Consider the following 23,298-nt stretch of genomic DNA (forward strand, 5'->3'; position numbering starts at 1 on the left):
AGCCGACCAGGATCGGCACGGGAGGATCTATAAGCGCACGCGGCACACGGTCATGCCGTCATGACCCTATGTTAACCGGCGCAGACTTTCCGCTCCCGCAACATGTATGGGTGAGGCGCGCATGGCGATCATCGAGGACGCGGTCGACCGGCGGTCGGAGGCCTTCCGCCGGAACAGCGAGGCATTGGCCGCGAGCGTCGCGGAGTTGAGGGGCCATGTGGAGCGCATCGCCGAGGGCGGTGGCGCCGTGGCGCGCGAGCGGCACCTCAAGCGCGGCAAGCTGCTCCCGCGCGACCGCATCCGCACCCTGCTGGATACCGGCTCGCCCTTCCTGGAACTCTCGCAGCTTGCCGCCTTCGGCATGTATGGCGACGACGTGCCCGCTGCCGGCATCATCACCGGCATCGGCCGGGTGGCGGGCCGCGAATGCATGATCGTGGCCAACGACGCCACGGTGAAGGGCGGCACCTACTTCCCCATGACGGTGAAGAAGCACCTGCGGGCCCAGGCCATCGCGAGGGAAAACCATCTGCCGTGCATTTATCTCGTCGATTCCGGCGGCGCGAACCTGCCCAATCAGGACGAGGTCTTCCCCGACCGCGAGCATTTCGGCCGCATCTTCTTCAATCAGGCCAACATGTCGTCGGAGGGCATCGCCCAGATCGCCGTGGTGATGGGCTCGTGCACCGCCGGCGGCGCCTATGTGCCGGCCATGGCCGATCAGTCCATCATGGTGAAGAATCAGGCCACCATCTTCCTCGCCGGGCCCCCTCTGGTGAAGGCGGCCACCGGCGAGGTGGTCACCGCCGAGGAGTTGGGTGGGGCCGACGTGCACACCCGCACCTCCGGCGTTGCCGACCACATGGCCGAGAATGACGCCCACGCCTTGGGCATCGCCCGCACCATCGTGGCCGACCTCAACCGGGTGAAGAACCACGCCCTCGACATCCGCCCGCCCAAGGCGCCGCTTTATGATGTCGAGGACATTTACGGCATCGTCTCTGAGGATCCCAAGAAGCCCTTCGATGTGCGCCAGATCATCGCTCGCATCGTGGACGGCTCGGAGTTCGACGAGTTCAAGCCGCTCTATGGCACTACGCTGGTGACGGGCTTTGCCCGCATCTTCGGCTATCCGGTGGGCATCATCGCCAATAACGGCATCCTGTTCTCGGAAAGCGCGCTGAAGGGCGCGCACTTCGTGGAATTGTGCTGCCAGCGCAACATCCCGCTGGTCTTCCTGCAGAACATCACCGGCTTCATGGTGGGCCGGAAGTATGAATCCGGCGGTATCGCCAAGGATGGCGCCAAGCTGGTCAATGCGGTGTCCTGCGCGTCCGTGCCGAAGTTCACGGTGGTGATCGGCAATTCCTTCGGCGCCGGCAATTACGGCATGTGCGGCCGCGCCTATGATCCCCGCTTCCTCTGGATGTGGCCCAATGCCCGCATCTCGGTGATGGGCGGCGAGCAAGCCGCCAATGTGCTCGCCCAGGTCAAGCGCGACGGGATCGAGGCCAAGGGCGGCAGTTGGCCGGCGGAGGACGAGGCCGCCTTCAAGGCGCCCATCCAGGCCCAGTATGAGCGCCAGGGCCATCCTTATTATTCCTCTGCCCGCCTGTGGGACGACGGCGTCATCGATCCGGCCGACACCCGCATGGTGCTGGCGCTCGCTCTGTCCGCTTCCCTCAACGCCCCTCAGAAGGACACGCGCTTCGGCGTGTTCCGCATGTGATGAGCCTTCTCGTTTCCCGAGAGGACGGGGTCGCTGTCCTCACCCTCAACCGCCCCGAAGTCCACAATGCCTTCGACGATGCGCTGATCGCCGCTTTGACCGCCGCCTATGGCGAGGCCGGGGCCGATCCGGCCGTCAAGGCCATTGTGCTGCGGGCGAACGGTCCCTCCTTCTGCGCCGGGGCCGACCTCAACTGGATGCGCCGCATGGCGGCCTATTCCCGAGACGAGAACCTGGCGGATGCCGGTGCGCTGGGTGAGCTCATGCGCACCATCGACACCTGCCCCAAGCCCACTTTGGCGCGGGTGCACGGCTCCGCCTTTGCCGGCGCCATCGGGCTCATCGCCTGCTCGGACATCGCGGTGGCGGTGCCGGAGGCGCTGTTCGCGGTCACCGAGGTGCGGATCGGACTCATCCCGGCGGTCATCAGCCCCTATCTTGTGCGCGCCATGGGCGCCCGGCAGGCGCGGCGCTACTTCCTCACCGCCGAGCGCTTCTCGGCGGAGACCGCGCTGGCGCTGGGCCTCGTGCATGAGGTGGTGCCCGCCGAGGAATTGGATGGCGCCATCGCCCGCCATCTCAAAGCCCTGTCCGCCGGCAGCCCGGCGGCGCAGGCGGCCACTAAGGATCTCGTCGCGGCGGTGGATCGCCCGCTTTCCGCCGAGGTCATCGTCGACACCGCCGCCCGCATCGCCGACCAGCGCGCCAGCGCCGATGGTCGCGAGGGGCTCACCGCCTTCCTGGAAAAGCGCAAACCACAATGGGGGCAGGCATGACCGGAACCCTCCACCCGCGGCCCATCCGCACCCTTCTCGTGGCCAATCGCGGCGAGATCGCCGTGCGCGTCATGCGCACCGCCCGCGCCATGGGGCTGAAGACCATCGCCGTCTATTCGGAGGCCGATGCCCGCGCCCTCCATGTGGCGAGCGCCGACGAGGCCTATCCCATCGGCCCGGCGCCCGCCCGCGAGAGCTATCTGCGCATTGATGCCATACTGGAGGCGGCAAAGGCTTCGGGCGCGGATGCCATCCATCCCGGCTACGGCTTTCTCTCGGAGAATGCCACCTTCGCCAAGGCTTGCGCCGAGGCCGGCATCGTCTTTGTCGGCCCGCCGGCGTCCGCCATAGAGGCCATGGGCTCGAAGAGCGCGGCCAAGGCACTGATGGAAAAGGCCGGCGTGCCCCTGGTGCCCGGTTATCATGGCGCGGACCAGGACCCCGCTTTGCTGGCGCGGGAGGCGGCGCGCATCGGCTATCCCGTGCTCATCAAGGCCTCCGCCGGCGGCGGTGGCAAGGGGATGAAGGTGGTGCGGTCCGCGGAGGAGTTCGCCGATGCGCTCGCCTCTGCCCAGCGTGAGGCCCGCAACGCCTTTGGCGATGACCGGGTGCTGGTGGAGAAATATCTCACCCGCCCGCGCCATATCGAGGTGCAGGTCTTCGCCGATACGCACGGCAACGTGGTCTATCTCCACGAGCGCGACTGCTCCATCCAGCGCCGCCACCAAAAGGTGGTGGAGGAGGCTCCCGCCCCCGGCATGAGCCCGGAACGGCGCGCTGCCATGGGCCAGGCGGCGGTGGATGCCGCCCGGGCGGTCGGCTATGTGGGCGCCGGTACGGTGGAGTTCATCGCCGAGGGCGACGACTTCTTCTTCATGGAGATGAACACCCGCCTCCAGGTGGAGCATCCGGTCACCGAGGCCATTACCGGCCAGGACCTGGTGGAGTGGCAGATCCGCGTCGCCCGTGGAGAGGCGCTGCCGCTGGCCCAGGCGGATATTCCGCTCATGGGCCACGCCATCGAGGTGCGCCTCTATGCCGAGGATCCGGAGAAGGACTTCCTGCCCCAGGTGGGCCGGCTCGACCATCTGGTCCTGCCGCAGGCCATTCCTGGCGTTCGGGTGGATTCCGGCGTGCGCGCCGGTGACACGGTCTCCATCCATTACGACCCGATGATCGCCAAGATCATCGCGGAGGGGGCCGACCGGGCGGAGGCGCTGGGCCGGCTGCGGGCGGCGCTTGCGGCGACGCAGGTGGTGGGGCTGTCCACCAATCGCGCTTTCCTGCAATCCATCCTCGCGGAGCCAGCCTTCGCGGCTGCCGACCTGGACACCGGCTTCATCGAGCGCCACCGCGATACGCTCCTGCCGCCGCCCGCTCCCGTGGACGATCGCTCCCTCGCGCTCGCCGCCCTCTATGTGCTGCTGGACGAGGCCCGCGCTTCCGCGTCTTCCGCGGACCCGGCCGATCCCTGGTCGCCCTGGGGGCAGGCGCCGGGCTGGCGTCTCAATCGCTCGGCCTTCGTGGACCTGACTTTCGCCGACCGGGACACCCGCATCGCCGTGCGCGCCCATTATGCGGCGGACGGCTTCCTTCTGGACCTGCCGGGCGGACGCCTCGCCGTGGAGGGCAAGCTCTCCGAGGACGGCACGCTCATCGCCCGCCTCGCCGGCGTCCGGCTGACCGCCCGCGTGGTGCGCTCCGGCGCTCGGCTCACCGTCTTCGCGGCGGGCGCCGAGCGCAGCCTCGACCATGTGGATCCGCGCCTCGCCAGCATCGAGGCCACCGGCACCGCCGGCCGCCTGGTGGCGCCCATGCCGGGCACCATCACCCGCCTGGCGGTGGCGGTGGGCGATCTGGTGGAGAAGGGCGCCGCCTTGGTGGTGGTGGAAGCCATGAAGATGGAGCATACGGTGGCCGCGCCCCGCGCCGGGCGCGTCGCGTCCATCCGCTTCGCCGTCGGCGACCTGGTGGATGATGGCACCGAGCTCCTGGTTCTGGAGGATCCGGCATGAGCCGTCCCGCTGAAGTGCGAATCGTCGAGGTTGGCCCGCGCGACGGGCTCCAGAACGAAAAGGGCATCGTGCCGCTGGCCGCCAAGGTGGCGCTGATCGATGCCCTGGCCGAGGCCGGCCTCACGGTGGTCGAGAGCGGCAGCTTCGTCTCGCCCAAATGGGTGCCGCAAATGGCGGATACCGCCGAGGTGATGGCCGCCATCACGCGCAAGCCGGGCGTGCGCTATCCCGTCCTGGTGCCCAATATGAAGGGCCTGGAGGCCGCGCTCGCCTGTCAGGTGGACGAGGTGGCCGTTTTCGGCGCCGCGTCGGAGGCCTTCAGCCAGAAGAACATCAATTGCTCCATCGCCGAGAGCCTGGAGCGCTTCCGCCCCGTGGTGGCGGCGGCGCTGGAGGCCGGCATCCTGGTGCGCGGCTATGTGAGCTGCGTGCTCGGCTGCCCCTATCAGGGGGAGGTGCCGGTGGCCAAGGTGGTGGAGGTGTCCGAAGCCCTGGCGGCCATGGGCTGCTATGAGATTTCGCTGGGCGACACCATCGGCGTCGGCACGCCCGACAAGGCCAAGGTGATGGCCTCGGCGGTGGCCTCCGCCATCGGCGTCGCGCGCACCGCCGTGCATTTCCACGACACCTACGGCCAGGCGCTGGGCAATGTGCTCGCGTGCCTGGACGCCGGCATTCATGTGGTGGACAGCTCGGTGGCGGGCCTTGGTGGCTGTCCCTATGCCAAGGGGGCCTCGGGCAACCTCGCCACCGAGGACTTGGTCTATATGCTGGACGGCCTCGGCGTTTCCACCGGCGTCGACCTGGACAAGCTCGCGGCCGCCGGCCGCACCATCACCGCCGCGCTCGGCCGCGAACCCACCTCCCGCGTCGCCCAGGCGCTGGCCGCCCGCTGCGCCGCCTGACGGGCCGGCCCCCGCCCACCGGCGAGGGCCGATCCCCGCTCAGACCGGGATGGGATTGGCCACCAGGGACAGATTGAAGCCGTGGACGAGCGCATGCTAGCCGCTGCCGGGATTGTCGCGGAGCGCGCGCACCTCTTCCACCACCACTTCCTCCACCTCGGTGGCAAGGCCGGCCATGGTCTTCTCGATGAAGACCGGGAGCGGCATGGCGCGCGGGTCGCCGCTCTTCTTGATGAGGTCGGTGTCCACCCAGGGTGGGGCGATTTCCTGCACAGTGACCTTCGTGTCCCGCAGCATGAAGCGTTGCGACAGGGCATAGGAATGGAGCGCCGCCTTGGTGGCGGAATAGACCGCCGTGGTCGCCAGCGGCAGATAGGCCAGGATCGAGGTGTTGTGGATGATGGTCGCCCGCGGCTGTGCCTTCAGGTGCTTGATCAGCGCCGAGGTCAGCCGGATGGGGCCGAGCAGATTGGTGGCGATGATCGCCTGCGAGACGGCATCGTCGATGGCGCCGCCCGCATCATCGAAGGGCATGATGCCCGCATTGTTGATGAGCACGTTGAGGGCCGGATAATCCCGCACCAGCTCGCCGGCCACCCGCGCGATGTCCGCAGGGTCGGTGATATCGAGCACCACGCCTGCCATGCCCGGATTGGCTTGCGTGACCTCCTTGAGCAGCGCTGAGCGCCGCCCGGCAATGATCACCTGGTTTCCGAGGGCGTGGAACGCCTCCGCAAGGCCGCGCCCGATTCCGGAGGCGCCCCCGGTGATGAAAATGGTGTTGCCGGTCATTTGCATGGTGCCACCCGCTGGGTTCGATGTCGTGCGGGGACAATGGCGCAGAGGGCCTATGGCGCAAATGTCATATAAACGGCGATTCAGGACATCAATGCGGAAGCCCTCTCCGGGGACATGTTGCCCTCTGAGAGACGCCGCGTGCGCCGCAGGCTTTGCGGTGGGTGCCCGAAGAAACGCAGGAAGGCCCGCCGCATGCGGTCGCGGTCGGCGAAGCCCGTGTCCCGCGCCACCTCGTCCAGGGAATGGCGCCCCTCCTCCAGCATGAGCTTCGCCGCCTCCAGCCGCAGCCGCTCCACGGCCTTGGCGGGGGATTGGCCGGTCTCGTCCCGGAACACCCGGCTGAACTGGCGCGGACTGAGGCTGGCGGCGCCCGCCAGATCCTCCACCGAGAGCGCGCTGCGCAGGTTTTCCCTGGCGTAGATCAGCGCCCGCCGGACCCGGTCCGAGCGCGGCTCCAGTTCCAGCATGGCCGAAAACTGGGACTGGCCACCCGGCCGGCGGTGATACACCACCAGCCGCTGGGCGACGGTGCGGGCGAGGGCCGCATCATAATCGTCCTCGATCAGGGCAAGGGCCAGGTCGATGGCCGCGCTCATGCCCGCCGAGGTCCACACATGGCCGTCCCGGACGAAGATGCGGTCGCTTTCCACCCGCACCGCTGGAAACCGGCTCTGTAGTGCACCGGCATGGGCCCAATGGGTGGTGGCCGTGCGCCCATCCAGAAGCCCGGCCTCCGCCAGGACGAAGGCGCCGGTGCACACACCCGCCACCCGCCGGGCGCGCGCGCCGGCTTCAGAAATGTAGGCGCGCAAAACCGGAGAGACCGGGCGAGGGGTCAGCTCGCCCAGCACCATGAGCGTATCGGGAAACGCGCCCAGCGGTATGGTCTCGATGCGCACGCCCAGCGTGGAGCGCACCGGCCCGCCGTGAGCCGACATGACGCAAAGGCCATAGGCCTCTTCCCCCAGCGCCATATTGGCGAACTCGAACGCCGACAGGGCGGCGAGGCCCATGACCTGGAAGCCATCCTCCATGATGAACCCCACCTGTCGCATGGCGCTTCCTCCGAGGTGCGGCCGACGGCGGGCCGCCTGGCGCTCCGAATGGGCGCCAGGCGGTTAATCCTGCCCGCAGGCTGCCATTTCTAAAGGCGTGCGGGCGGGGATGTCGAATGGGACGGCGCGCGCATCCGGACGCGCGGAGGCGCCGCGCCCCTCACTTCACCAAGGGACAGCCGCTTTCCGCCTCGGGAATGTAGGCCTCCTTGCCGGGGATGGTCTCGACCAGCGTGAGATAGTCCCACGGCCCCTTGGACTGGGCCGGCTTCTTCACCTCGAACAGGTACATGTCGCCGAAGACGCGCCCATTCTTCCCGATGCGGGCATTCTTCATCATCATGTCGTTGACGGGCGTGGCGCGCATCTTTTCCGCAACCTTGTCGGCATCGTCGGTGCCCGTGTCCTTGACCGCCTGCAGGTAATGACGGACAGCCGAATAGACGCCGGCCTGGTTCATGGACGGCTTGCGGCCGGTCTTCTCCTCGAACGTCTTCGACCAGGCCCGCGTTCCGTCATTCATGTCCCAGTAGAAGGAATTGGCCATGGTGAGCCCTTGCGCGACCGGCAGGGTCAAGGCGTGGATGTCGTTGATGTTCAAGAGAAGGCCCGCGAGGGTCTGGCCGCCCTGGGGCAAGCCGAATTCATTGGCCTGCTTTACGGAGTTGATGGTGTCGCCGCCGGCATTGGCGAGCGCCACCACCTTGGCCCCAGAGCCCTGCGCCTGGACCAGGAAGGAGGAGAAGTCGGAGGTGGCCAGCGGCACGCGGACCCCGCCCTTCACCGTGCCGCCCAGCGCCTTGACGGTCTTGCTGGCTTCCTCTTCCAGGGAATGGCCGAAGGCATAGTCGGCGGTGATGAAAAACCAGGTCTTGTCGCCCTTGGCCACCAGCGCCCGCGCCGTTGCGGCGGAAACCGAATGGGTATCCCAGGTCCAGCTGAAGCCATAGGGGCTGCAGGCCTTGCCGGTCAGGTCCACCGCGCCGGGGCCGGACATGAGGAAGATGCGCTTACGCTCCTTTGTAATGCCCTGTACCGCCAGGGCGGCGGCGGAGTTGGGGACGTCGGCGATCACGTCCACCTGCTCGGTGTCCACCCACTTGCGGGCAATGCCGGCGGCGACATCGGCCTTGTTCTGGTGATCCGCCACGACGATCTCAATGGGAACGCCGTTGATGGCATTGCCGAACTCCTGCGCCGCGAGCCGCGCGGCCAGGGCCGAGCCCTCGCCATTGATGTCGGAATAGACGCCGGTGAGGTCCGACAGGACACCGATCTTGATCTTGCCGTCGGACATCTGGGCAAGAGCTGGCGCCGCCCATCCACTCAGTGCGGCGCCGAGCGCGACCGCGATCATCTGACCCTTCATGTGTTTCTCCCTGCCTTGATTGTTATTGGGAATGTCGCGCGGGCCTCACCGCGCGGTGTAGCCTCCGTCCACCGGGAGCACGGCGCCGGTTACGCCCCCGGCGGCATCCGAGCATAGGAACACAACGGCAGCGGCAATCTCCTGCGCCGTGACGGGGCGCCGGATGGGCTGGTTCTCCAGGAAAACGCCTTGGATCACGGCTTCCGGATCGAGCCCGGTGACGCGCGCCTGGTCGGCCACCTGCATCTCGATGATGGGCGTCATCACCATGCCCGGGCAGACCACGTTGCAGGTGATGCCAGTCTGCGCCACCTCCAGCGCGATGGACCGCGTGAGGCCGACCAGGCCGTGCTTGGCCGCCACGTAGGCCGGCTTGTGCGGGGCACCCACGAGACCCAAGGCCGAGGCGATGTTGACGATGCGGCCGAAGCCCCGGGTGGACATGGCCGGCACGACGGCCTTGCTGGCATGGAACGCGGCCGACAAATTGACCGCCAGCACTTGGTCCCACTTTTCTTCAGGAAAGTCGGCCAGCGGGGCCACATGCTGGATGCCGGCATTGTTGACGAGGATGTCCACTGGCCCGAGCGCGTTCGCCGCCTGTTCCATCAGGCCCCGGACGTCCGAAGGCTGGCTCATGTCCGCCGCGGCATAGGCGATGGTGCGCCCGGATGCCTCGGCCATTTCCCGGCGCGTCGCCTCGATTGCCGAAGGGTCGCCGAACCCATTGAGCATCACATTGCAGCCGGCCGCGGCAAGCGCGCTGGCGATGGCCTGGCCGATGCCGGAGGTGGAGCCCGTGACGACGGCGTTGCGACCCTTCATGCGTTTGTCCTTCTTCTGCGGGGGGATTGCGGAACGGGTCCAGGACGCCGGCCGTGCTGGCCCTGGCCGGTGGCGTTCATTCTCCTGCCGGCGGCTGTGGCGCCGTCCGGACATGTCTTGCTGCGCTTGTTGTTGCTTCGCGGTGGGCGGGCGGCCCTGGAACAGTTTGTCAGCAAGGTGCATGCCAGTGCGGCACGGGGCGCGAAGATGCAGCAATCCCAAGGACCCGCGGCCGACGCACCCACGGCCGCGCGTACCCTGATGTCCAATATTCTGGACCTTGCCGGGGCGTGCGGGCGGCAAGGATGTCTTGAACGGATTGAAGTGCAGTCTCGCCTGGTGTGTCCTGAAAGGAAACGAGCGTCCAGAACTCAGGACAGGAGGAAGGAAACAGCAATGCCCACCGATGCACAGGCCCGGCTTCTGGCTGCCCGGTCCCTCCTTGAAATGGTCGAGGAAATGATCGATGGGGCCACCATCGTCGACGAGCGCGCGCGGGTGGTCTGGTTCAATCCCGGCCAATTGGCCCTGCTTGGTGGCGTGGCGCTGCGTGACGTGGTGGGTCAGGAGATCGAGCGGGTCATTCCCCACAGCCGCCTGCGTGAGGTGGTGGAGACCGGCCGTCCCCAGCCCCTCGACGTGATCCAATATGGCGACAAGACGCTCCTGGTCACCCGCCTGCCACTGCGCTCGGAGGCGGGCGAAATCATCGGCGCTTTTGCCTTCGCGCTTAAGAACAGCATTCCCCATCTGCGTCCCATTGCCGAGCGCGTTCACCACCTCCAAGCGCGGCTCGCGCGCATGGAGCAGGCGCTCTCCACCACCCGCTCCCACCGATACACAAGCGAGCAGATCCTGGGGGCGAGTCCGGCCATGCGCGAGGTGGGTCGTCTGCTGCGGCGGGCAGGGGAGGTGCGTTCGCCCGTCCTGCTGCTCGGCGAAACCGGAACCGGAAAGGAGATGGCGGCCCACGCCATCCACGCCGCCTCGGCCCGCGTCAATCGTCCGTTCGTCGCCATCAATGTGGCCGCCGTGCCGGAGAACCTGCTGGAAGCGGAATTCTTCGGGGTGGCGCCTGGAGCCTTTACCGGCGCCGCCCGCCAGCCGCGACCCGGCAAGTTCCAGATCGCCCATGAGGGGACGCTGTTCCTCGACGAGATCGGCGACATGCCCCTGACGCTTCAGGCCAAGCTCCTGCGGGCGCTCCAGGAGGGGGAAGTGGAGCCGGTCGGCTCCAACCAGCTTGCCCGCGTGGACGTGCGCATCATCGCCGCCACCAGCCGACCCCTGGCAAAGATGGTGGAGGAGGGGCGCTTCCGGCAGGACCTTTATTACCGGCTGAATGTGCTCTCCGTCCGCCTGCCGCCCCTGCGGGAGCGGGAGGGGGACATCGGCCTCCTGGCATCCAAATTCTCAGAGCGCACTGCCAGGGCGCATGGCGTCGTTCGCCGCCCGATCACGCCGCAGGCGCAGTCTTTGCTGGAACGTCACTCCTGGCCCGGCAATGTGCGGGAACTGGCCAATGTCATCGAGCAGATCTATGTGCGCGCCGAGGGCGCCTCCATCGCGGCGGGCGATGTGGCAGACGCGCTGGGAATCACCGTCGAACCCCCGCGCCACGAGCCCGCCCCGCCGGCAAGCAGATTGGCGGAGGCCTTGGCGGCGTTGGAGAAATCCATGATCGCCCAGACGCTCGGCCGCTGCGACACACGAGAAAGCGCGGCCCGGAGCCTCGGCCTGTCGCGCAGCAATCTCTACGCCAAGATGCAGCGTCACGGGCTCACCGGGACCGGCGGAGGCCAGGGCGGCGCGGATGCGCCTGGGCTGTGAATGGCTGTGGACATGTGACGCAAAGCCTTTACCGGCCAAGGTTCTAATCAACGGGGCGACGGCGGGCACAAAGGTGTGAACGTGCGGCCGTCGTGAAAGTTCCAAAAACCGTGTTGACACCCTGAAAGTGGGGTCCTATAAACCGCCCATCAACGACGGGCTGCGGCCGCGAGTTCAGCGGCTGGTTCGCTACGACCGATGCGCCCACACCTTCTTCTCCGCCATCTGCATCGCCGCAACTGTCATCTTCTGGCTCTGATCAATGAGTCCTGAGCCTAGCCGCTGGCCAGTATCGACCGGCGAATCAACAGGAGGCCCGCGACGTCTGAACCGGCAGTTGCTATGCTGCTCTGGGACGTAGGCCTAAAGACTGGAGAGGCAAGGCGTGGGAGCGACCGACGTATCACAATTCTCCCGCGGAGATCCGAAGCGCGCTAATATTTAACAATCTTTCTATGTGTATTAAATAAAAATACAATCAGATCTTGCCTATCACGCGGGGCGATGTTACTTTTCTGCGTGGTTGCGCTTCAGCGGTTGCCTTCAGCGCATGTTTGGTTTTCACCCTTGCCTAACGCTAGGGGAGCTTTGTTCCTGAGAAAGTGAATTGCGACAGAAAGGTCGCCGCTGGCGTCGCGTCGCTCTGGCGTCAAGAAAAGCCGAGTTGCAGCCACCTCGTTTGACAAACATTTTTTTCTAAGGAGCCCATGCTGACCTGCTCTCTTCCCCCCGGCCTGAGCCAACCGGATCTCACCCACCTGCAGCGGCTGGAAGCCGAGAGCATCCACATCATGCGCGAGGTGGTGGCCGAGGCGGAGAAGCCGGTCATGCTCTATTCTGTGGGCAAGGACAGCGCGGTGATGCTGCATCTGGCCATGAAGGCCTTCGCCCCCGGCAAGCCGCCCTTCCCGCTCATGCACGTGAACACCACCTGGAAGTTCCGCGACATGATCACCTTTCGCGACCGGCGGGCGCGGGAGCTGGGTTTCGAGCTGATCGAGTGGATCAATCAGGACGGCCTCGAACGCGGCATCAATCCGTTCGACCATGGCGGCCTCTATACGGACGTGATGAAGACCGAGGCGCTGAAAGCCGCCCTCGACCATCACGGCTTCGATGTCGCCTTCGGCGGCGCGCGGCGGGACGAGGAGAAGAGCCGGGCCAAGGAGCGCATCTTCTCCTTCCGCGCCCCCGGCCATCGCTGGGACCCCAAGCAGCAGCGCCCCGAGCTCTGGCATCTCTACAATGCCCGCAAGAACAAGGGCGAGACCATCCGCGTCTTCCCTTTGTCCAATTGGACCGAGCTGGACATCTGGCAATATATCTACAAGGAAAACATCCCCATCGTGCCGCTCTATTTCGCGGCCGAGCGGCCGGTGGTGAATTATAACGGGCTCACCATCATGGTGGATGACGAACGCATGCGCATCCCGGACGGCCAGCCCCCGCAGATGAAGTCCATCCGCTTCCGCACGCTCGGCTGCTACCCCCTGTCCGGCGCGGTGGAGAGCACGGCCCGCACCTTGCCGGAAGTCATCCAGGAAATGCTGCTCACCACCACATCCGAACGGCAGGGCCGCGCCATCGACCATGACAGCGCCGCCAGCATGGAGAAGAAGAAGCAGGAAGGGTATTTCTGATGGCCCCCGTGGTTTACCAGGACCAGCAGGCCGACCTGCTTTCCACCGACATCGAAGCCTATCTGCGCCAGCACGAGCACAAGAGCCTCCTGCGCTTCATCACCTGCGGCTCGGTGGATGACGGCAAGTCCACGCTCATCGGCCGGCTGCTCTATGACAGCAAGATGATCTTCGAGGACCAGCTTGCGGCGCTGGAAGCCGATTCCAGGCGCATGGGCACGCAGGGCCAGAATATCGATTTCGCCCTGCTGGTGGATGGGCTGGCCGCCGAGCGCGAGCAGGGCATCACCATCGATGTGGCCTATCGGTTCTTTTCCACCGCCCGCCGCAAGTTCATCGTCGCCGACACGCCCGGCCACGAGCAATATACCCGCAACATGGTCACCGGCGCCTCCACCGCGGACCTTGCGGTCATCCTCATCGATGCGCGGCGGGGCGTGCTGACCCAGACCCGGCGGCACTCCTATCTCGCCTCCCTGGTGGGCATCCGCCATGTGGTGCTCGCCATCAACAAGATGGACCTGGTGAATTACAGCCAGGATGTCTTCAACCAGATCCTCGCCGACTACACGGCCTTTGCCGACCGCCTTCCCATCGCAGACATCACCGCCATCCCCATCTCGGCGCTGGCGGGAGACAACATCACCGAAAAGAGCACAAACACCCCCTGGTATGAGGGGCCCACCCTCATGGGCCACCTGGAGAGCGTGGAGACGGTAAGTGACACCCGCTCGGCCTCCTTCCGCATGCCGGTGCAGTGGGTCAACCGGCCGAGCCATGAGTTTCGAGGCTTTTCCGGCTTCATCGCCACCGGCACCGTGGCGCCGGGGGATGTGGTGCGGGTGATGCCATCGGGCCGCCAGAGCACGGTGACGCGGGTTTATTTGGATGGCGACCTGCCGGTGGGCGTCGCCGGCCAGTCGGTGACACTCACCCTCGCAGACGAGATCGATTGCAGCCGGGGCGACGTGATCACCGGCGTGGACGATCCGGCGGAGGTGTCCGACCAGTTCCAGACCACCATCATCTGGATGAACGAGACGCCCATGCTGCCGGGGCGGTCTTATCTGATGAAGATCGGCGCCAAGACCGTCACCGCCTCCATCACCGCGCTCAAGCACAAGGTCAATGTCAACACGCTCGAGCACATGGCCGCCCGCCAGCTGGAGATGAACGAGATCGGCCAGTGCAACATCTCGCTCAGCCAGGCCGTGGTGTTCGATGCCTACACGGACAATCGCGACACCGGCGGCTTCATCCTCATCGATCGCTTCACCAACGAAACGGTGGCCGCTGGCCTCGTCCATTTCGCCCTGCGCCGGGCGCAGAACATCCACTGGCAAGCGGTGGACCTCGACCGCAATACCCGGGCCCACCAGAAGAATCAGAAACCCTTCGTGCTGTGGTTCACCGGCCTCTCAGGCGCCGGCAAGTCCACCATCGCCAATCTGGTGGAACGGCGCCTGTTCGCCATGGGCAAGCACTCCTACATGCTGGACGGCGACAATGTGCGCCACGGCCTCAACCGCGACCTCGGCTTCACCGAGAGCGACCGGGTGGAGAATATCCGCCGGGTGGGCGAAGTGGCGCGGCTGATGGCCGATGCCGGCCTCATCGTGGTGGTGTCGTTCATCTCGCCGTTCCGCTCCGAACGGCAGATGGCCCGCGATCTGATGCCGGACGGCCAGTTCCTGGAAGTGTTCGTGGACGCCCCGCTGGCGGTGGTGGAGCAGCGCGACCCCAAGGGCCTCTACAAGAAGGCGCGGCGGGGTGAGATTGCCAATTTCACGGGCATATCGAGCCCCTATGAGCCGCCGGAGAATCCGGACATTCATATCGAGAGCGCGACCCTTGCGCCGGAGGCCGCGGCGGAGCAGATCATCGCCGTGCTGGAGGCCCGCGGCCTGCTGCGCAGCGAGGAGATGTGATGGAACCGGCCAAGCTCAAGGCATTGCTCACGGCGCTGCGGCCGGTAGCGGAAGAGGCCGGCCGGGCAACACTCGCCTTCTATGGCGCCGCCGAAGCGCGCACCAAGGCCGATGGCAGCCCGGTCACGCAGGCGGACGAGGCGTCCGAAGCGGTGATCCTGCCCCATCTGCGGACGCTGACGCCGGACATCCCTGTGATCTCCGAGGAGGAAGCCTCCAAGGGCCTCAGCCCGACCGTGGCAGGCAGCCGCTTCTGGCTGGTGGATCCCCTCGACGGCACCAAGGAGTTCCTTTCCGGCAATGGCGAGTTCACGGTCAACATTGCCCTGATCGACCAGGGCGTACCGGTGCTGGGCATCGTGGTGGCGCCCGCTTTGGGGGAGACCTATTGGGGCGCGGCGGATGCCGCCTTCTACGCCGACAAGGACGGCGCGCGGCCCATCCATGTGCGTCCGGTGCCACCGGAGGGCCTGGTGGTGGTGGGCTCGCGCTCCCATGGAAATGCGCAGGCCATGGAGGAGTTCCTCGGCGGACGGAAAGTGGCGGAATTCCGCCCCGCCGGCTCCTCCCTCAAGCTGTGCCTGGTGGCGCGGGGTGTCGCCGACCTCTATCCGCGCTTTGGGCCGACCATGGAGTGGGATATCGCCGCCGGCCATGCGATCCTGCGGGCGGCGGGCGGCACGGTGCGCACGCTGGAGGGGGCCGAGCTCTGCTATGGCAAACCCGAGTGCCGCAATCCCCATTTCATCGCTGCGGGCCAGGAAGCGCCCGTGCATTGAACCGGGCCTCCCCGGTCTTGCGGCGCGTCCGGGCGAAGCGGGAACCTCTTCGTGTGAAGGAAACGCGCTAAAACCAAGAGATGGAGCGAAGCGGCGTTCCATGAAACGCTCCAGGAGGTGATCGCTGCGCATAGAGCGGGATCCGATCACACGGCATCGGTTCCTCCTCCTCTCGTCAGGGAGACGGAGGGCGCGTCGGCGCTCTGGAGCATGCGCCGATCAGATGGCATCGCCATCTGATCGGATCACGCATTCTCCATCAATGGGTTAGAGGGCGATTCACCCATCAGATTGATTCAATCTGATGGGATCGCGCTCTATTATGATGCGAATTGTCAGCCGGCCCGGCACCTGACCGGCCGGGCTGAGGACGCTGAGCCTTGGCGCCCCTGGTGCGGCAGTCTTGGTGTCCGCCACGCATGTGGCTGCCGCAGCGGGGACGAGCGGGGCATGGCTTTCTATCTTTATTCCCTGTCTGGGCTCGTCGTCGGCATCCTGGTGGGCCTCACGGGGGTCGGCGGCGGCTCGCTCATGACCCCGCTTCTCATTCTCCTGTTCGGCGTGCATCCGGCCACGGCCGTCGGCAGTGACCTTCTCTATGCCGCCGCCACAAAGGCGGTGGGCACCGGTGTCCACGGCTTCCGGCAGAGCGTGGATTGGAAGGTGGTGCGCCTGCTGGCCACCGGCAGCGTGCCCATGACGGCGCTCACCCTCGCCTTCGCCTCCTTGGCTCATCTCAGCCATGATGGCGGCTCCGGCTTCGTCAAGGCGAGCCTGGGCGGAGTGCTCATCCTCACCTCGCTGGTGGTGATGTTTCGCACCCGTGCGGTGAAGCTGCTGGGCGGGTTTGTGGGAGAGGTCTCCGATCACCGCCGGCACATGCTCACCATTGCGGCCGGGGCAACGCTGGGGGTGCTGGTGACGCTGACCTCGGTCGGCGCCGGCGCCATGGGGGTCACCGCACTGATCGTGCTCTACCCGCATCTGCCCACGTCGCGCCTCGTGGGCTCGGACATCGCCCATGCGGTGCCGCTGGCGCTGCTGGCGGGCATGGGGCACTGGTGGCTTGGGGATGTGAATTTCGCCCTCGTGGGCGCGCTGCTGCTGGGCTCGGTGCCCGGCGTCATCATTGGCAGCCTCTGGTCGGTCAAGGTGCCCGACCCCTGTCTGCGCGCCGTACTGGCAACCGTGCTGCTGATCGTGGGTGTGCGGCTGGTGATGTGACCGCAGGCGGGGCCCGCCCCGCCCTTCAGACGTCTTCCCCGAACAGCGCCAGTTGCTGCTCGCGCACCGGCGCGAACGAGGCGCGGTGGTGGCGGCAAGGGCCGTGGGTGCGCAGCGCATCGCCATGGGCGCGGGTGCCATAGCCCATGTGCCGCTCGAAGCCATAGGCCGGAAAGGCCGTGCCCACCCCCGCCATCAGCCGGTCACGCGTCACCTTGGCGACGATGGAAGCGGCGGCGATGGAAGCGATGAGGCCGTCGCCTCCGATCACCATTTCCAGCGCACAGGGGACGGGCGGGGGATCATTGCCGTCCACGAACACGAGCGCCGGTGTGCGCGGCAGGGCGCGCACGGCGCTCGAAAGCGCCCACAGACACGCCTGGCGGATGTTGTCCCGGTCGATCCGCGCGGGCGGCGCCATGCTCACGGAGACCTCTGCCGTGGCGAGGATTTCGTCGAACAGGGCTTCGCGCCGCGCCGCCGTGAGCTTCTTGGAATCGTCGAGGCCGCGCGGCACACGCAACGGATCGAGAATGACGGCGGCGGCCACCACCGGCCCGGCCAGCGGCCCCCGGCCGGCCTCGTCCGCCCCGGCGATGGGCATCAGGCCGCCCGCATAGCGGGCGGTTTCCGCCTCGAAGCCGAGGCCAACGGGTGGCTCCGCTTTGCGGCGGGAGCCGGCGCCTGCGATGATCGCCCTCACCTTTGCCTCGTCATCCCGATGCACGGCTTGCGCGCGGGCGACATCGCCCGCGGACACCGCCGCGCGGTACGTCCGCTATTCCAATTCCAGCACGATGGCCGCGCCCATGATGGCGCGGGGCGGGGCCACCACCATGCCCTCCATGGCTTCCTCGATCATCTTCCGGGCCGCAAGGCCACGCCGCATGCTCGCCGCGCCCGTGGACGTGAAGCGCACGGCCGCGAGTCGCAGGTCCTCTCCCGCCGGCGCCGTGGTGCCAAAGCGCTCGCCAAAGGTGGCGCGGGTCATGATGTCGATGTCGCCCCGGGGGGTCTGCGCCACATACCAGGCGTCCGTCGCCCGACGCGGGGTCACCCCGCAGAAGGTGTCGATGAAGCTGATATGATCGATGGGCCGCTCGGCCACCAGCACCACGCCGGCCACTCGGGTGACGCCATTGGTGTGGCGCTGCAATTGCGCATTCCAGAAATTTTCCGGCTTGCGCTGGGTGCAGGTGAAGAAGCCCGCATTGGGCGCCGTCTCGTCGCGGGCGAAGGCAAGGGAGAATCCCACTTCCACCTCGCCGCCATCGGGGCGGCGGGCGAGGCGGGAGAAGTCGAACAGGTCGAAGCCCCCGACACCCGCGGCGTCGAATGCGGCCTTCTCGGCGGCCGGGTCCTTGCCCTCGGTGACGAGCATGGACAAGCCTTGCCCGTTGCGCTCCAGGAAGTCCCGATTGAAGGCGCCGAAGGAGAAATGGCCGCTATCGCCCTCGGTGATCTTGTCGGGCTCGGAAATCTCCAGCAGCTCCATGAAGAAGCCGTCAGTCTGGATGATGCGGTTCTGGGTGCCCCAGGGATGGCGGTTGCGCGGGCCGACCGTGAAGCCGAGCAGGTCATAGACCTCCCCTGCCGCATCGAGATCGCGCACGACGTGAACGACATGGTCGAGGCCACGGGCCATGGGGTCCCCCCTGTCTCTCCGGTTCGACCTTGTGGCACGTCCGGCGACTTAAGGGCAACCGCATGCCAGGGAAGCCAGCACCGCCGCGGTCTCCCGGGGATGCGTGATCTCAGACGAAGCGGCAGGCCCGCGGCGAATCGAGGAGGCGCCCGCAGGCCTTTTGGAAGTCGGGACCTTCAGACCAGCCGGCTCTGCACCATGGCCGCCCGGATGAAGGAGGCAAACAGGGGGTGCGGCTCGAACGGACGCGACTTCAGTTCGGGATGGAACTGCACGCCGATAAACCAGGGATGGTCGGCATACTCAACAATTTCCGGCAGTAGCCCGTCGGGCGACATGCCGGAGAAGCGCAGGCCGCAGTCCTCCAGGCGATCCTTATAGGCGGTGTTCACTTCATAGCGGTGGCGGTGCCGCTCGAAGATGTCGGTGGAGCCATAGATGGACGCCACCCGGCTCTCGTCCGAAAGGCGCGCCTCGTAGGCGCCGAGGCGCATGGTGCCGCCAAGGTCGCCGGCGGCGTTGCGGCGCTCCAGCTCGTTGCCCTTCAGCCATTCGGTGAGCAAGCCCACCACCGGCTCGGAGGTCTCGCCGAACTCGGTGGAATTGGCCTTGGTGACGCCGGCAAGATTGCGCGCCGCCTCGATCACCGCCATCTGCATGCCGAAGCAGATGCCGAAATAGGGCACGGCCCGCTCGCGGGCAAACTGGGCCGCGCGGATCTTGCCCTCGGCGCCGCGCTGGCCGAAGCCGCCGGGCACCAGGATGCCGTGCACATGGTCCAAGAAGGGCGCGGGGTCCTCGCGCTCGAAGGTCTCGCTCTCGATCCAGTCGAGGTTCACCTTCACCTTGTTGGCGATGCCGCCATGGGCCAGCGCCTCGATGAGCGACTTATAGGCGTCCTTGAGGCCGGTATATTTGCCCACCACCGCGATGGTGACCTCGCCCTCGGGATTGCGCACCCGGTCCTCGATCACCGACCAGCGCTTCAGGTTGGGCGCGGGCGCCGGCTCGATGCCGAAGGCGGCCAGCACTTCCGTGTCGAGCCCTTCGGCGTGATAAGCGGCGGGCACGGCATAGATGTTGTCCACATCCCGCGCCTCGATCACCGCGCTCTCCCGCACATTGCAGAACAGCGACAGCTTGCGGCGCTCCTCGCGGGGCACCGGACGGTCGGTGCGGCACAGGAGGATGTCGGGCTGGATGCCGATGGAGCGCAGCTCCTTCACCGAATGCTGGGTCGGCTTGGTCTTCAATTCCCCGGCGGAGGGGATGAAGGGCAGCAAGGTGAGGTGGATGAAGATGGAATGGTTGCGCGGCAGCTCGTTCTTCAGCTGGCGGGTGGCCTCGAAGAAGGGCAGGCCCTCAATGTCGCCCACCGTGCCGCCCACTTCCACCAGCACGAAGTCATAGGCCTCGTTGCCCTCCAGGACGAATTCCTTGATGGCATTGGTGACGTGGGGGATCACCTGGACGGTGGCGCCCAGATAGTCGCCGCGCCGCTCCTTGGTGATGATGTCCTGGTAGATCTTGCCGGTGGTGATGTTGTCCCGCTTGGTGGCGGGGCGGCCGGTGAAGCGCTCGTAATGGCCGAGGTCCAGATCGGTCTCGGCGCCATCGTCGGTGACGAACACTTCGCCATGCTGATACGGGCTCATGGTGCCCGGATCGACGTTCAGATAGGGGTCCAGCTTGCGGAGCCGGACGGTGTAGCCGCGCGCCTGGAGAAGCGCGCCCAAAGCTGCGGAGGCGAGGCCCTTGCCCAGGGAGGACACGACGCCGCCGGTGATGAAGATATAGCGCGCCATGGGCTTCTACTCTACTCCGCGCAAACGCGATTCGGCGAGGGCGACGGCCTGCACGCCCTCGCCCCGCCTGGGGAAAACGTTACGCCGCAGCGGACCGCGGCGCGCGATTAGCAAAACGAGAACCTGCGGCCTGACCAGGATTGCCTGATCAGGCCGTCTTGATCACGACGAACTGATCACTGCGACTGCGGCACCTGCGGACCCGTGGGCGCCGGAGCGGCCGGGGCAGGCGCGGCCGGAGCCGTGGAAGCAGGCGCCTGGGGCCGGATCTGGTCGAGAATCGACCCCCCGCTCTGGGGGGCGGATGGGCCGGTCGGCGCCGTCTGGTTCAGGATGGCGGGCGGCGTGCGGCCCCAGCCGGCCAGGATGGTCAGCGAGATGGAGGTGATGAAGAACAGCGCCGCAAGAATCGCCGTCGCCCGCGTCAGCACGTTGGCCGTGCCGCGCGCGGTGAAAAAGCCACCGGAGCCGCCGCCGCCGCCGATGCCGAGCCCGCCCCCTTCGGAGCGCTGGATCAGCACCACGCCGATCAAAGCGAGGACCACCATAAGGTGGATGACGATCAGGACAGTCTGCATGGTTCCATCGTCTTCGCCCAAGGGGCGGATCAAGGCATGAAGTCGGGCGCTCTCCTACACGATCGCGCCACGCAAAGGAAGGGCGGCGACCTGCAAGAGGCGCCGCCCTGACCTGCAAGGGTCCCGCTCTTGCGGAACCGCCCGCGTCCTCAATGGCCCAGCACCGCCAGCAGCAGCAAGGCGACGATGTTGGTGATCTTGATCATGGGATTGACCGCCGGGCCCGCGGTGTCCTTGTAGGGATCGCCCACGGTGTCGCCGGTGACGGAGGCCTTGTGGGCGTCCGAACCCTTGTAGTGGCGCACCCCGTCCTTATCCACAAAGCCGTCCTCGAACGACTTCTTGGCATTGTCCCAGGCGCCGCCGCCCGAGGTCATGGAAATGGCGACGAATAGGCCGGTGACGATGACGCCGAGCAGCATCGCGCCCACCGCCGAGAAGGCCGCCGACTTGCCGGCCACTCCGCCGCCCGCCACCAGATAAATGACGTAATAGCAGACGATGGGCGAGAGCACCGGCAGCAGGGACGGGATGATCATCTCCTTGATGGCCGCCTTGGTGAGCAGGTCCACGGCGCGGGAATAGTCCGGCTTCTCGGTGCCGGCCATGATGCCCGGCTTCTCCCGGAACTGCCGCCGCACCTCCTCCACGATGGCGCCGGCCGCCCGGCCCACCGCCGTCATGCCCATGGCGGCGAACAGGAAGGGCAAGAGGCCGCCGAACAGCAGGCCGACGACCACATAAGGGTTTTCCAGCGAGAAATTGGGGGTGACGCCGGAGAAATAGGTCCCCTGCCCTGCCTGGGCGATGAAGTATTTCAGGTCCTGGTTATAGGCCGCGAACAGAACCAGCGCGCCGAGGCCCGCCGAGCCGATGGCATAGCCCTTGGTGACCGCCTTGGTGGTGTTGCCCACCGCGTCCAGCGCATCGGTGGAATGGCGCACCTCCGCCGGCAGGCCCGCCATCTCGGCGATGCCGCCCGCATTGTCGGTGACCGGGCCGAAGGCATCGAGCGCCACCACCATGCCCGCCAGGGCCAGCATGGTGGTCGCCGCAATGGCAATGCCGAACAGGCCGGCCAAGCCGTAGGCGGCGAGGATGCCGGCAATAATGACCAAGGTCGGCAAGGCGGTGGATTCCAGCGACACCGCCAGACCCTGGATGATGTTGGTGCCGTGCCCGGTCACCGAGGCCTGGGCGATGGAGACCACGGGGCGATAGCCGGTGCCGGTATAATATTCGGTTATGACGACGATGGCGCCGGTCACGGCCAGGCCCACCACGCCCGACAAAAAGAGCTGCGTGCCCGTGACGGTGGAGCCCGGCAGAAGCCCGAAGCCGGGCAGAAGCCAGGTGACGAGGGCCAGAGCGAACACCGAGAGGCCGGCGGAGGCGGCAAAGCCTTTATAGAGCGCCCCCATGATGGAGGAGGTCGGCCCCAATCGCACGAAGAACGTGCCGGCGATGGAGGTGAGGATGCAGACGCCGCCAATGGCCAGCGGATAGAGCAGCATGGCGTTCAGCGTCGTCGCATTGCCGGCGAAGAAGATCACCGCCAGCACCATGGTGGCGACGACCGTCACCGCATAGGTCTCAAACAGGTCCGCCGCCATGCCGGCGCAGTCGCCGACATTGTCGCCCACATTGTCGGCGATGGTGGCGGGGTTGCGCGGGTCATCCTCGGGGATGCCCGCCTCCACCTTGCCCACGAGATCGCCGCCCACGTCCGCGCCCTTGGTGAAGATGCCGCCGCCAAGACGCGCGAAGATGGAAATGAGGGAGGCGCCGAAGCCGAGGGCGACGAGGGCATCCACCACCGTGCGGCTGCCCGGCGCAAGGCCGATGCCGTGGGTGAGGATGGCGAAATAGACCGCAACCCCAAGCAGGGCGAGACCGGCCACCAGGAGCCCCGTCACCGCGCCCGCCTTGAAGGCGATATCGAGGCCACCCGCCAGGGAGCGCGTCGCCGCCTGGGCGGTGCGCACATTGGCCCGCACCGACACATTCATGCCGATGAAGCCGGCAAGGCCCGAAAGCACGGCACCCACCGCGAAGCCGATGGCCACCAGCCAGCCGAGGAAAAGTCCGACCGCAATGAAAATGACGAGGCCGACCGCGCCGATGGTCAGGTATTGCCGCCGCAGATAGGCCTGCGCGCCCTCCGCAATGGCCCCGGCAATCTCCTGCATGCGCGGGGAGCCGGGATCGGCGGCCATGACCTCTCGGCCGGCCCATACACCATAGCCCACGGCGAAGAGGCCGCAGGCGATAATCACCAACAGAGCCAACATGTAACCCACCCCTTCGTTTCCAACCCCAGAACCCGATTTTTCAGGTCCATTTTTTATGCAAGGGGAGTGTGAGCGGTGCTCCGGGCCGGCGCAATCCCTTCTTTTG

At 66.8% G+C, this 23,298-nt stretch carries 18 protein-coding genes; 9 read left to right on the top strand and 9 right to left on the bottom strand.

The annotated features are described in order from the left end of the window. Positions 1 to 121 precede the first annotated feature (121 nt). The 4 genes from J5J86_RS08585 to J5J86_RS08600 are packed head-to-tail and all read left to right on the top strand — an operon-like array spanning position 122 to position 5,425. Complete coding sequence (locus J5J86_RS08585) at positions 122 to 1,729, top strand: carboxyl transferase domain-containing protein (protein ID WP_209104470.1); 1,608 nt, start codon at positions 122 to 124, stop codon at positions 1,727 to 1,729. Continuing rightward, the gene (locus tag J5J86_RS08590) at positions 1,729 to 2,505 is read left to right on the top strand and encodes an enoyl-CoA hydratase/isomerase family protein (protein ID WP_209104471.1); all 777 of its coding nucleotides are present in this window, start codon (positions 1,729 to 1,731) and stop codon (positions 2,503 to 2,505) included. Before J5J86_RS08585 ends, J5J86_RS08590 begins: the two co-directional genes overlap by 1 nt. Beyond that, complete coding sequence (locus J5J86_RS08595) at positions 2,502 to 4,520, top strand: acetyl/propionyl/methylcrotonyl-CoA carboxylase subunit alpha (RefSeq protein WP_209104472.1); 2,019 nt, start codon at positions 2,502 to 2,504, stop codon at positions 4,518 to 4,520. The genes J5J86_RS08590 and J5J86_RS08595 overlap by 4 nt, the downstream gene beginning before the upstream one ends. Next, positions 4,517 to 5,425 (top strand): hydroxymethylglutaryl-CoA lyase, encoded by a 909-nt coding sequence (locus J5J86_RS08600; protein WP_209104473.1) that lies wholly within the window; start codon positions 4,517 to 4,519, stop codon positions 5,423 to 5,425. Before J5J86_RS08595 ends, J5J86_RS08600 begins: the two co-directional genes overlap by 4 nt. A gap of 96 nt (positions 5,426 to 5,521) precedes the next feature. On the opposite strand, the gene J5J86_RS08605 is transcribed toward J5J86_RS08600, so the two are convergent. The 4 genes from J5J86_RS08605 to J5J86_RS08620 all read right to left on the bottom strand — a co-directional run bounded on the left by J5J86_RS08605 (position 5,522) and on the right by J5J86_RS08620 (position 9,472). Further along, entirely contained in the window at positions 5,522 to 6,223 is a 702-nt protein-coding gene (locus J5J86_RS08605; protein ID WP_209104474.1) for an SDR family oxidoreductase, read from the bottom strand. A gap of 80 nt (positions 6,224 to 6,303) precedes the next feature. Continuing rightward, complete coding sequence (locus J5J86_RS08610; RefSeq protein ID WP_209104475.1) at positions 6,304 to 7,278, bottom strand: GlxA family transcriptional regulator; 975 nt, start codon at positions 7,276 to 7,278, stop codon at positions 6,304 to 6,306. A gap of 160 nt (positions 7,279 to 7,438) precedes the next feature. After that, positions 7,439 to 8,647, bottom strand: coding sequence for an ABC transporter substrate-binding protein (locus J5J86_RS08615; protein WP_209104476.1), 1,209 nt, complete (start codon positions 8,645 to 8,647; stop codon positions 7,439 to 7,441). Positions 8,648 to 8,692: 45 nt separating this feature from the next. Beyond that, the gene (locus J5J86_RS08620; protein ID WP_209104477.1) at positions 8,693 to 9,472 is read right to left on the bottom strand and encodes a 3-hydroxybutyrate dehydrogenase; all 780 of its coding nucleotides are present in this window, start codon (positions 9,470 to 9,472) and stop codon (positions 8,693 to 8,695) included. Between the two features lie 396 nt (positions 9,473 to 9,868). On the opposite strand from J5J86_RS08620, the gene J5J86_RS08625 reads away from it, so the two are divergent. The 5 genes from J5J86_RS08625 to J5J86_RS08645 all read left to right on the top strand — a co-directional run bounded on the left by J5J86_RS08625 (position 9,869) and on the right by J5J86_RS08645 (position 16,873). After that, positions 9,869 to 11,302 (top strand): sigma-54 interaction domain-containing protein, encoded by a 1,434-nt coding sequence (locus tag J5J86_RS08625; protein WP_247658260.1) that lies wholly within the window; start codon positions 9,869 to 9,871, stop codon positions 11,300 to 11,302. 707 nt (positions 11,303 to 12,009) lie between these two features. Continuing rightward, positions 12,010 to 12,942, top strand: a complete 933-nt coding sequence (cysD, locus tag J5J86_RS08630) for a sulfate adenylyltransferase subunit CysD (RefSeq protein WP_209104478.1) — start codon at positions 12,010 to 12,012, stop codon at positions 12,940 to 12,942. Then, positions 12,942 to 14,870 (top strand): sulfate adenylyltransferase subunit CysN, encoded by a 1,929-nt coding sequence (gene cysN, locus J5J86_RS08635; protein ID WP_209104479.1) that lies wholly within the window; start codon positions 12,942 to 12,944, stop codon positions 14,868 to 14,870. The genes cysD and cysN overlap by 1 nt, the downstream gene beginning before the upstream one ends. After that, complete coding sequence (cysQ, locus tag J5J86_RS08640; RefSeq protein ID WP_209104480.1) at positions 14,870 to 15,649, top strand: 3'(2'),5'-bisphosphate nucleotidase CysQ; 780 nt, start codon at positions 14,870 to 14,872, stop codon at positions 15,647 to 15,649. Before cysN ends, cysQ begins: the two co-directional genes overlap by 1 nt. Positions 15,650 to 16,099: 450 nt before the next feature. After that, on the top strand, positions 16,100 to 16,873 hold the full coding sequence (locus J5J86_RS08645) for a sulfite exporter TauE/SafE family protein (protein WP_209104481.1): 774 nt from the start codon (positions 16,100 to 16,102) through the stop codon (positions 16,871 to 16,873). A 25-nt stretch (positions 16,874 to 16,898) separates the two neighbouring features. Here J5J86_RS08645 and J5J86_RS08650 read toward each other — a convergent pair whose 3' ends face one another. The 5 genes from J5J86_RS08650 to J5J86_RS08670 all read right to left on the bottom strand — a co-directional run bounded on the left by J5J86_RS08650 (position 16,899) and on the right by J5J86_RS08670 (position 23,192). Beyond that, positions 16,899 to 17,567 (bottom strand): ribonuclease HII, encoded by a 669-nt coding sequence (locus tag J5J86_RS08650; RefSeq protein WP_446698682.1) that lies wholly within the window; start codon positions 17,565 to 17,567, stop codon positions 16,899 to 16,901. Between the two features lie 84 nt (positions 17,568 to 17,651). After that, on the bottom strand, positions 17,652 to 18,518 hold the full coding sequence (locus J5J86_RS08655) for a VOC family protein (protein ID WP_209104482.1): 867 nt from the start codon (positions 18,516 to 18,518) through the stop codon (positions 17,652 to 17,654). Between the two features lie 176 nt (positions 18,519 to 18,694). After that, the gene (locus J5J86_RS08660; protein WP_209104483.1) at positions 18,695 to 20,323 is read right to left on the bottom strand and encodes a CTP synthase; all 1,629 of its coding nucleotides are present in this window, start codon (positions 20,321 to 20,323) and stop codon (positions 18,695 to 18,697) included. A 176-nt stretch (positions 20,324 to 20,499) separates the two neighbouring features. Continuing rightward, a complete protein-coding gene (gene secG / locus J5J86_RS08665; protein ID WP_209104484.1) occupies positions 20,500 to 20,901 on the bottom strand; it encodes a preprotein translocase subunit SecG in 402 nt (133 codons plus the stop codon). A gap of 149 nt (positions 20,902 to 21,050) precedes the next feature. Beyond that, positions 21,051 to 23,192 carry a sodium-translocating pyrophosphatase gene (locus J5J86_RS08670; RefSeq protein ID WP_209104485.1) on the bottom strand — a complete coding sequence of 714 codons (2,142 nt, stop codon included), beginning with the start codon at positions 23,190 to 23,192 and terminating at the stop codon, positions 21,051 to 21,053. Between the last annotated feature and the right edge of the window lie 106 nt (positions 23,193 to 23,298).

It is taken from the genome of Aquabacter sp. L1I39, from assembly GCF_017742835.1.
GTDB lineage: Bacteria > Pseudomonadota > Alphaproteobacteria > Rhizobiales > Xanthobacteraceae > L1I39.

Coding starts and splice junctions, on each gene's coding strand:
- J5J86_RS08660 (WP_209104483.1), bottom strand. CDS start 20,323: ATGGCGCGCTATATCTTCATCACCGGCGGCGTCGTGTCCTCCCTGGGC.
- cysN (WP_209104479.1), top strand. CDS start 12,942: ATGGCCCCCGTGGTTTACCAGGACCAGCAGGCCGACCTGCTTTCCACC.
- J5J86_RS08670 (WP_209104485.1), bottom strand. CDS start 23,192: ATGTTGGCTCTGTTGGTGATTATCGCCTGCGGCCTCTTCGCCGTGGGC.
- J5J86_RS08605 (WP_209104474.1), bottom strand. CDS start 6,223: ATGCAAATGACCGGCAACACCATTTTCATCACCGGGGGCGCCTCCGGA.
- J5J86_RS08620 (WP_209104477.1), bottom strand. CDS start 9,472: ATGAAGGGTCGCAACGCCGTCGTCACGGGCTCCACCTCCGGCATCGGC.
- J5J86_RS08585 (WP_209104470.1), top strand. CDS start 122: ATGGCGATCATCGAGGACGCGGTCGACCGGCGGTCGGAGGCCTTCCGC.
- J5J86_RS08625 (WP_247658260.1), top strand. CDS start 9,869: ATGCCCACCGATGCACAGGCCCGGCTTCTGGCTGCCCGGTCCCTCCTT.
- J5J86_RS08610 (WP_209104475.1), bottom strand. CDS start 7,278: ATGCGACAGGTGGGGTTCATCATGGAGGATGGCTTCCAGGTCATGGGC.
- J5J86_RS08615 (WP_209104476.1), bottom strand. CDS start 8,647: ATGAAGGGTCAGATGATCGCGGTCGCGCTCGGCGCCGCACTGAGTGGA.
- J5J86_RS08600 (WP_209104473.1), top strand. CDS start 4,517: ATGAGCCGTCCCGCTGAAGTGCGAATCGTCGAGGTTGGCCCGCGCGAC.
- J5J86_RS08590 (WP_209104471.1), top strand. CDS start 1,729: ATGAGCCTTCTCGTTTCCCGAGAGGACGGGGTCGCTGTCCTCACCCTC.
- J5J86_RS08595 (WP_209104472.1), top strand. CDS start 2,502: ATGACCGGAACCCTCCACCCGCGGCCCATCCGCACCCTTCTCGTGGCC.
- cysD (WP_209104478.1), top strand. CDS start 12,010: ATGCTGACCTGCTCTCTTCCCCCCGGCCTGAGCCAACCGGATCTCACC.
- J5J86_RS08655 (WP_209104482.1), bottom strand. CDS start 18,518: ATGGCCCGTGGCCTCGACCATGTCGTTCACGTCGTGCGCGATCTCGAT.
- cysQ (WP_209104480.1), top strand. CDS start 14,870: ATGGAACCGGCCAAGCTCAAGGCATTGCTCACGGCGCTGCGGCCGGTA.
- secG (WP_209104484.1), bottom strand. CDS start 20,901: ATGCAGACTGTCCTGATCGTCATCCACCTTATGGTGGTCCTCGCTTTG.
- J5J86_RS08645 (WP_209104481.1), top strand. CDS start 16,100: ATGGCTTTCTATCTTTATTCCCTGTCTGGGCTCGTCGTCGGCATCCTG.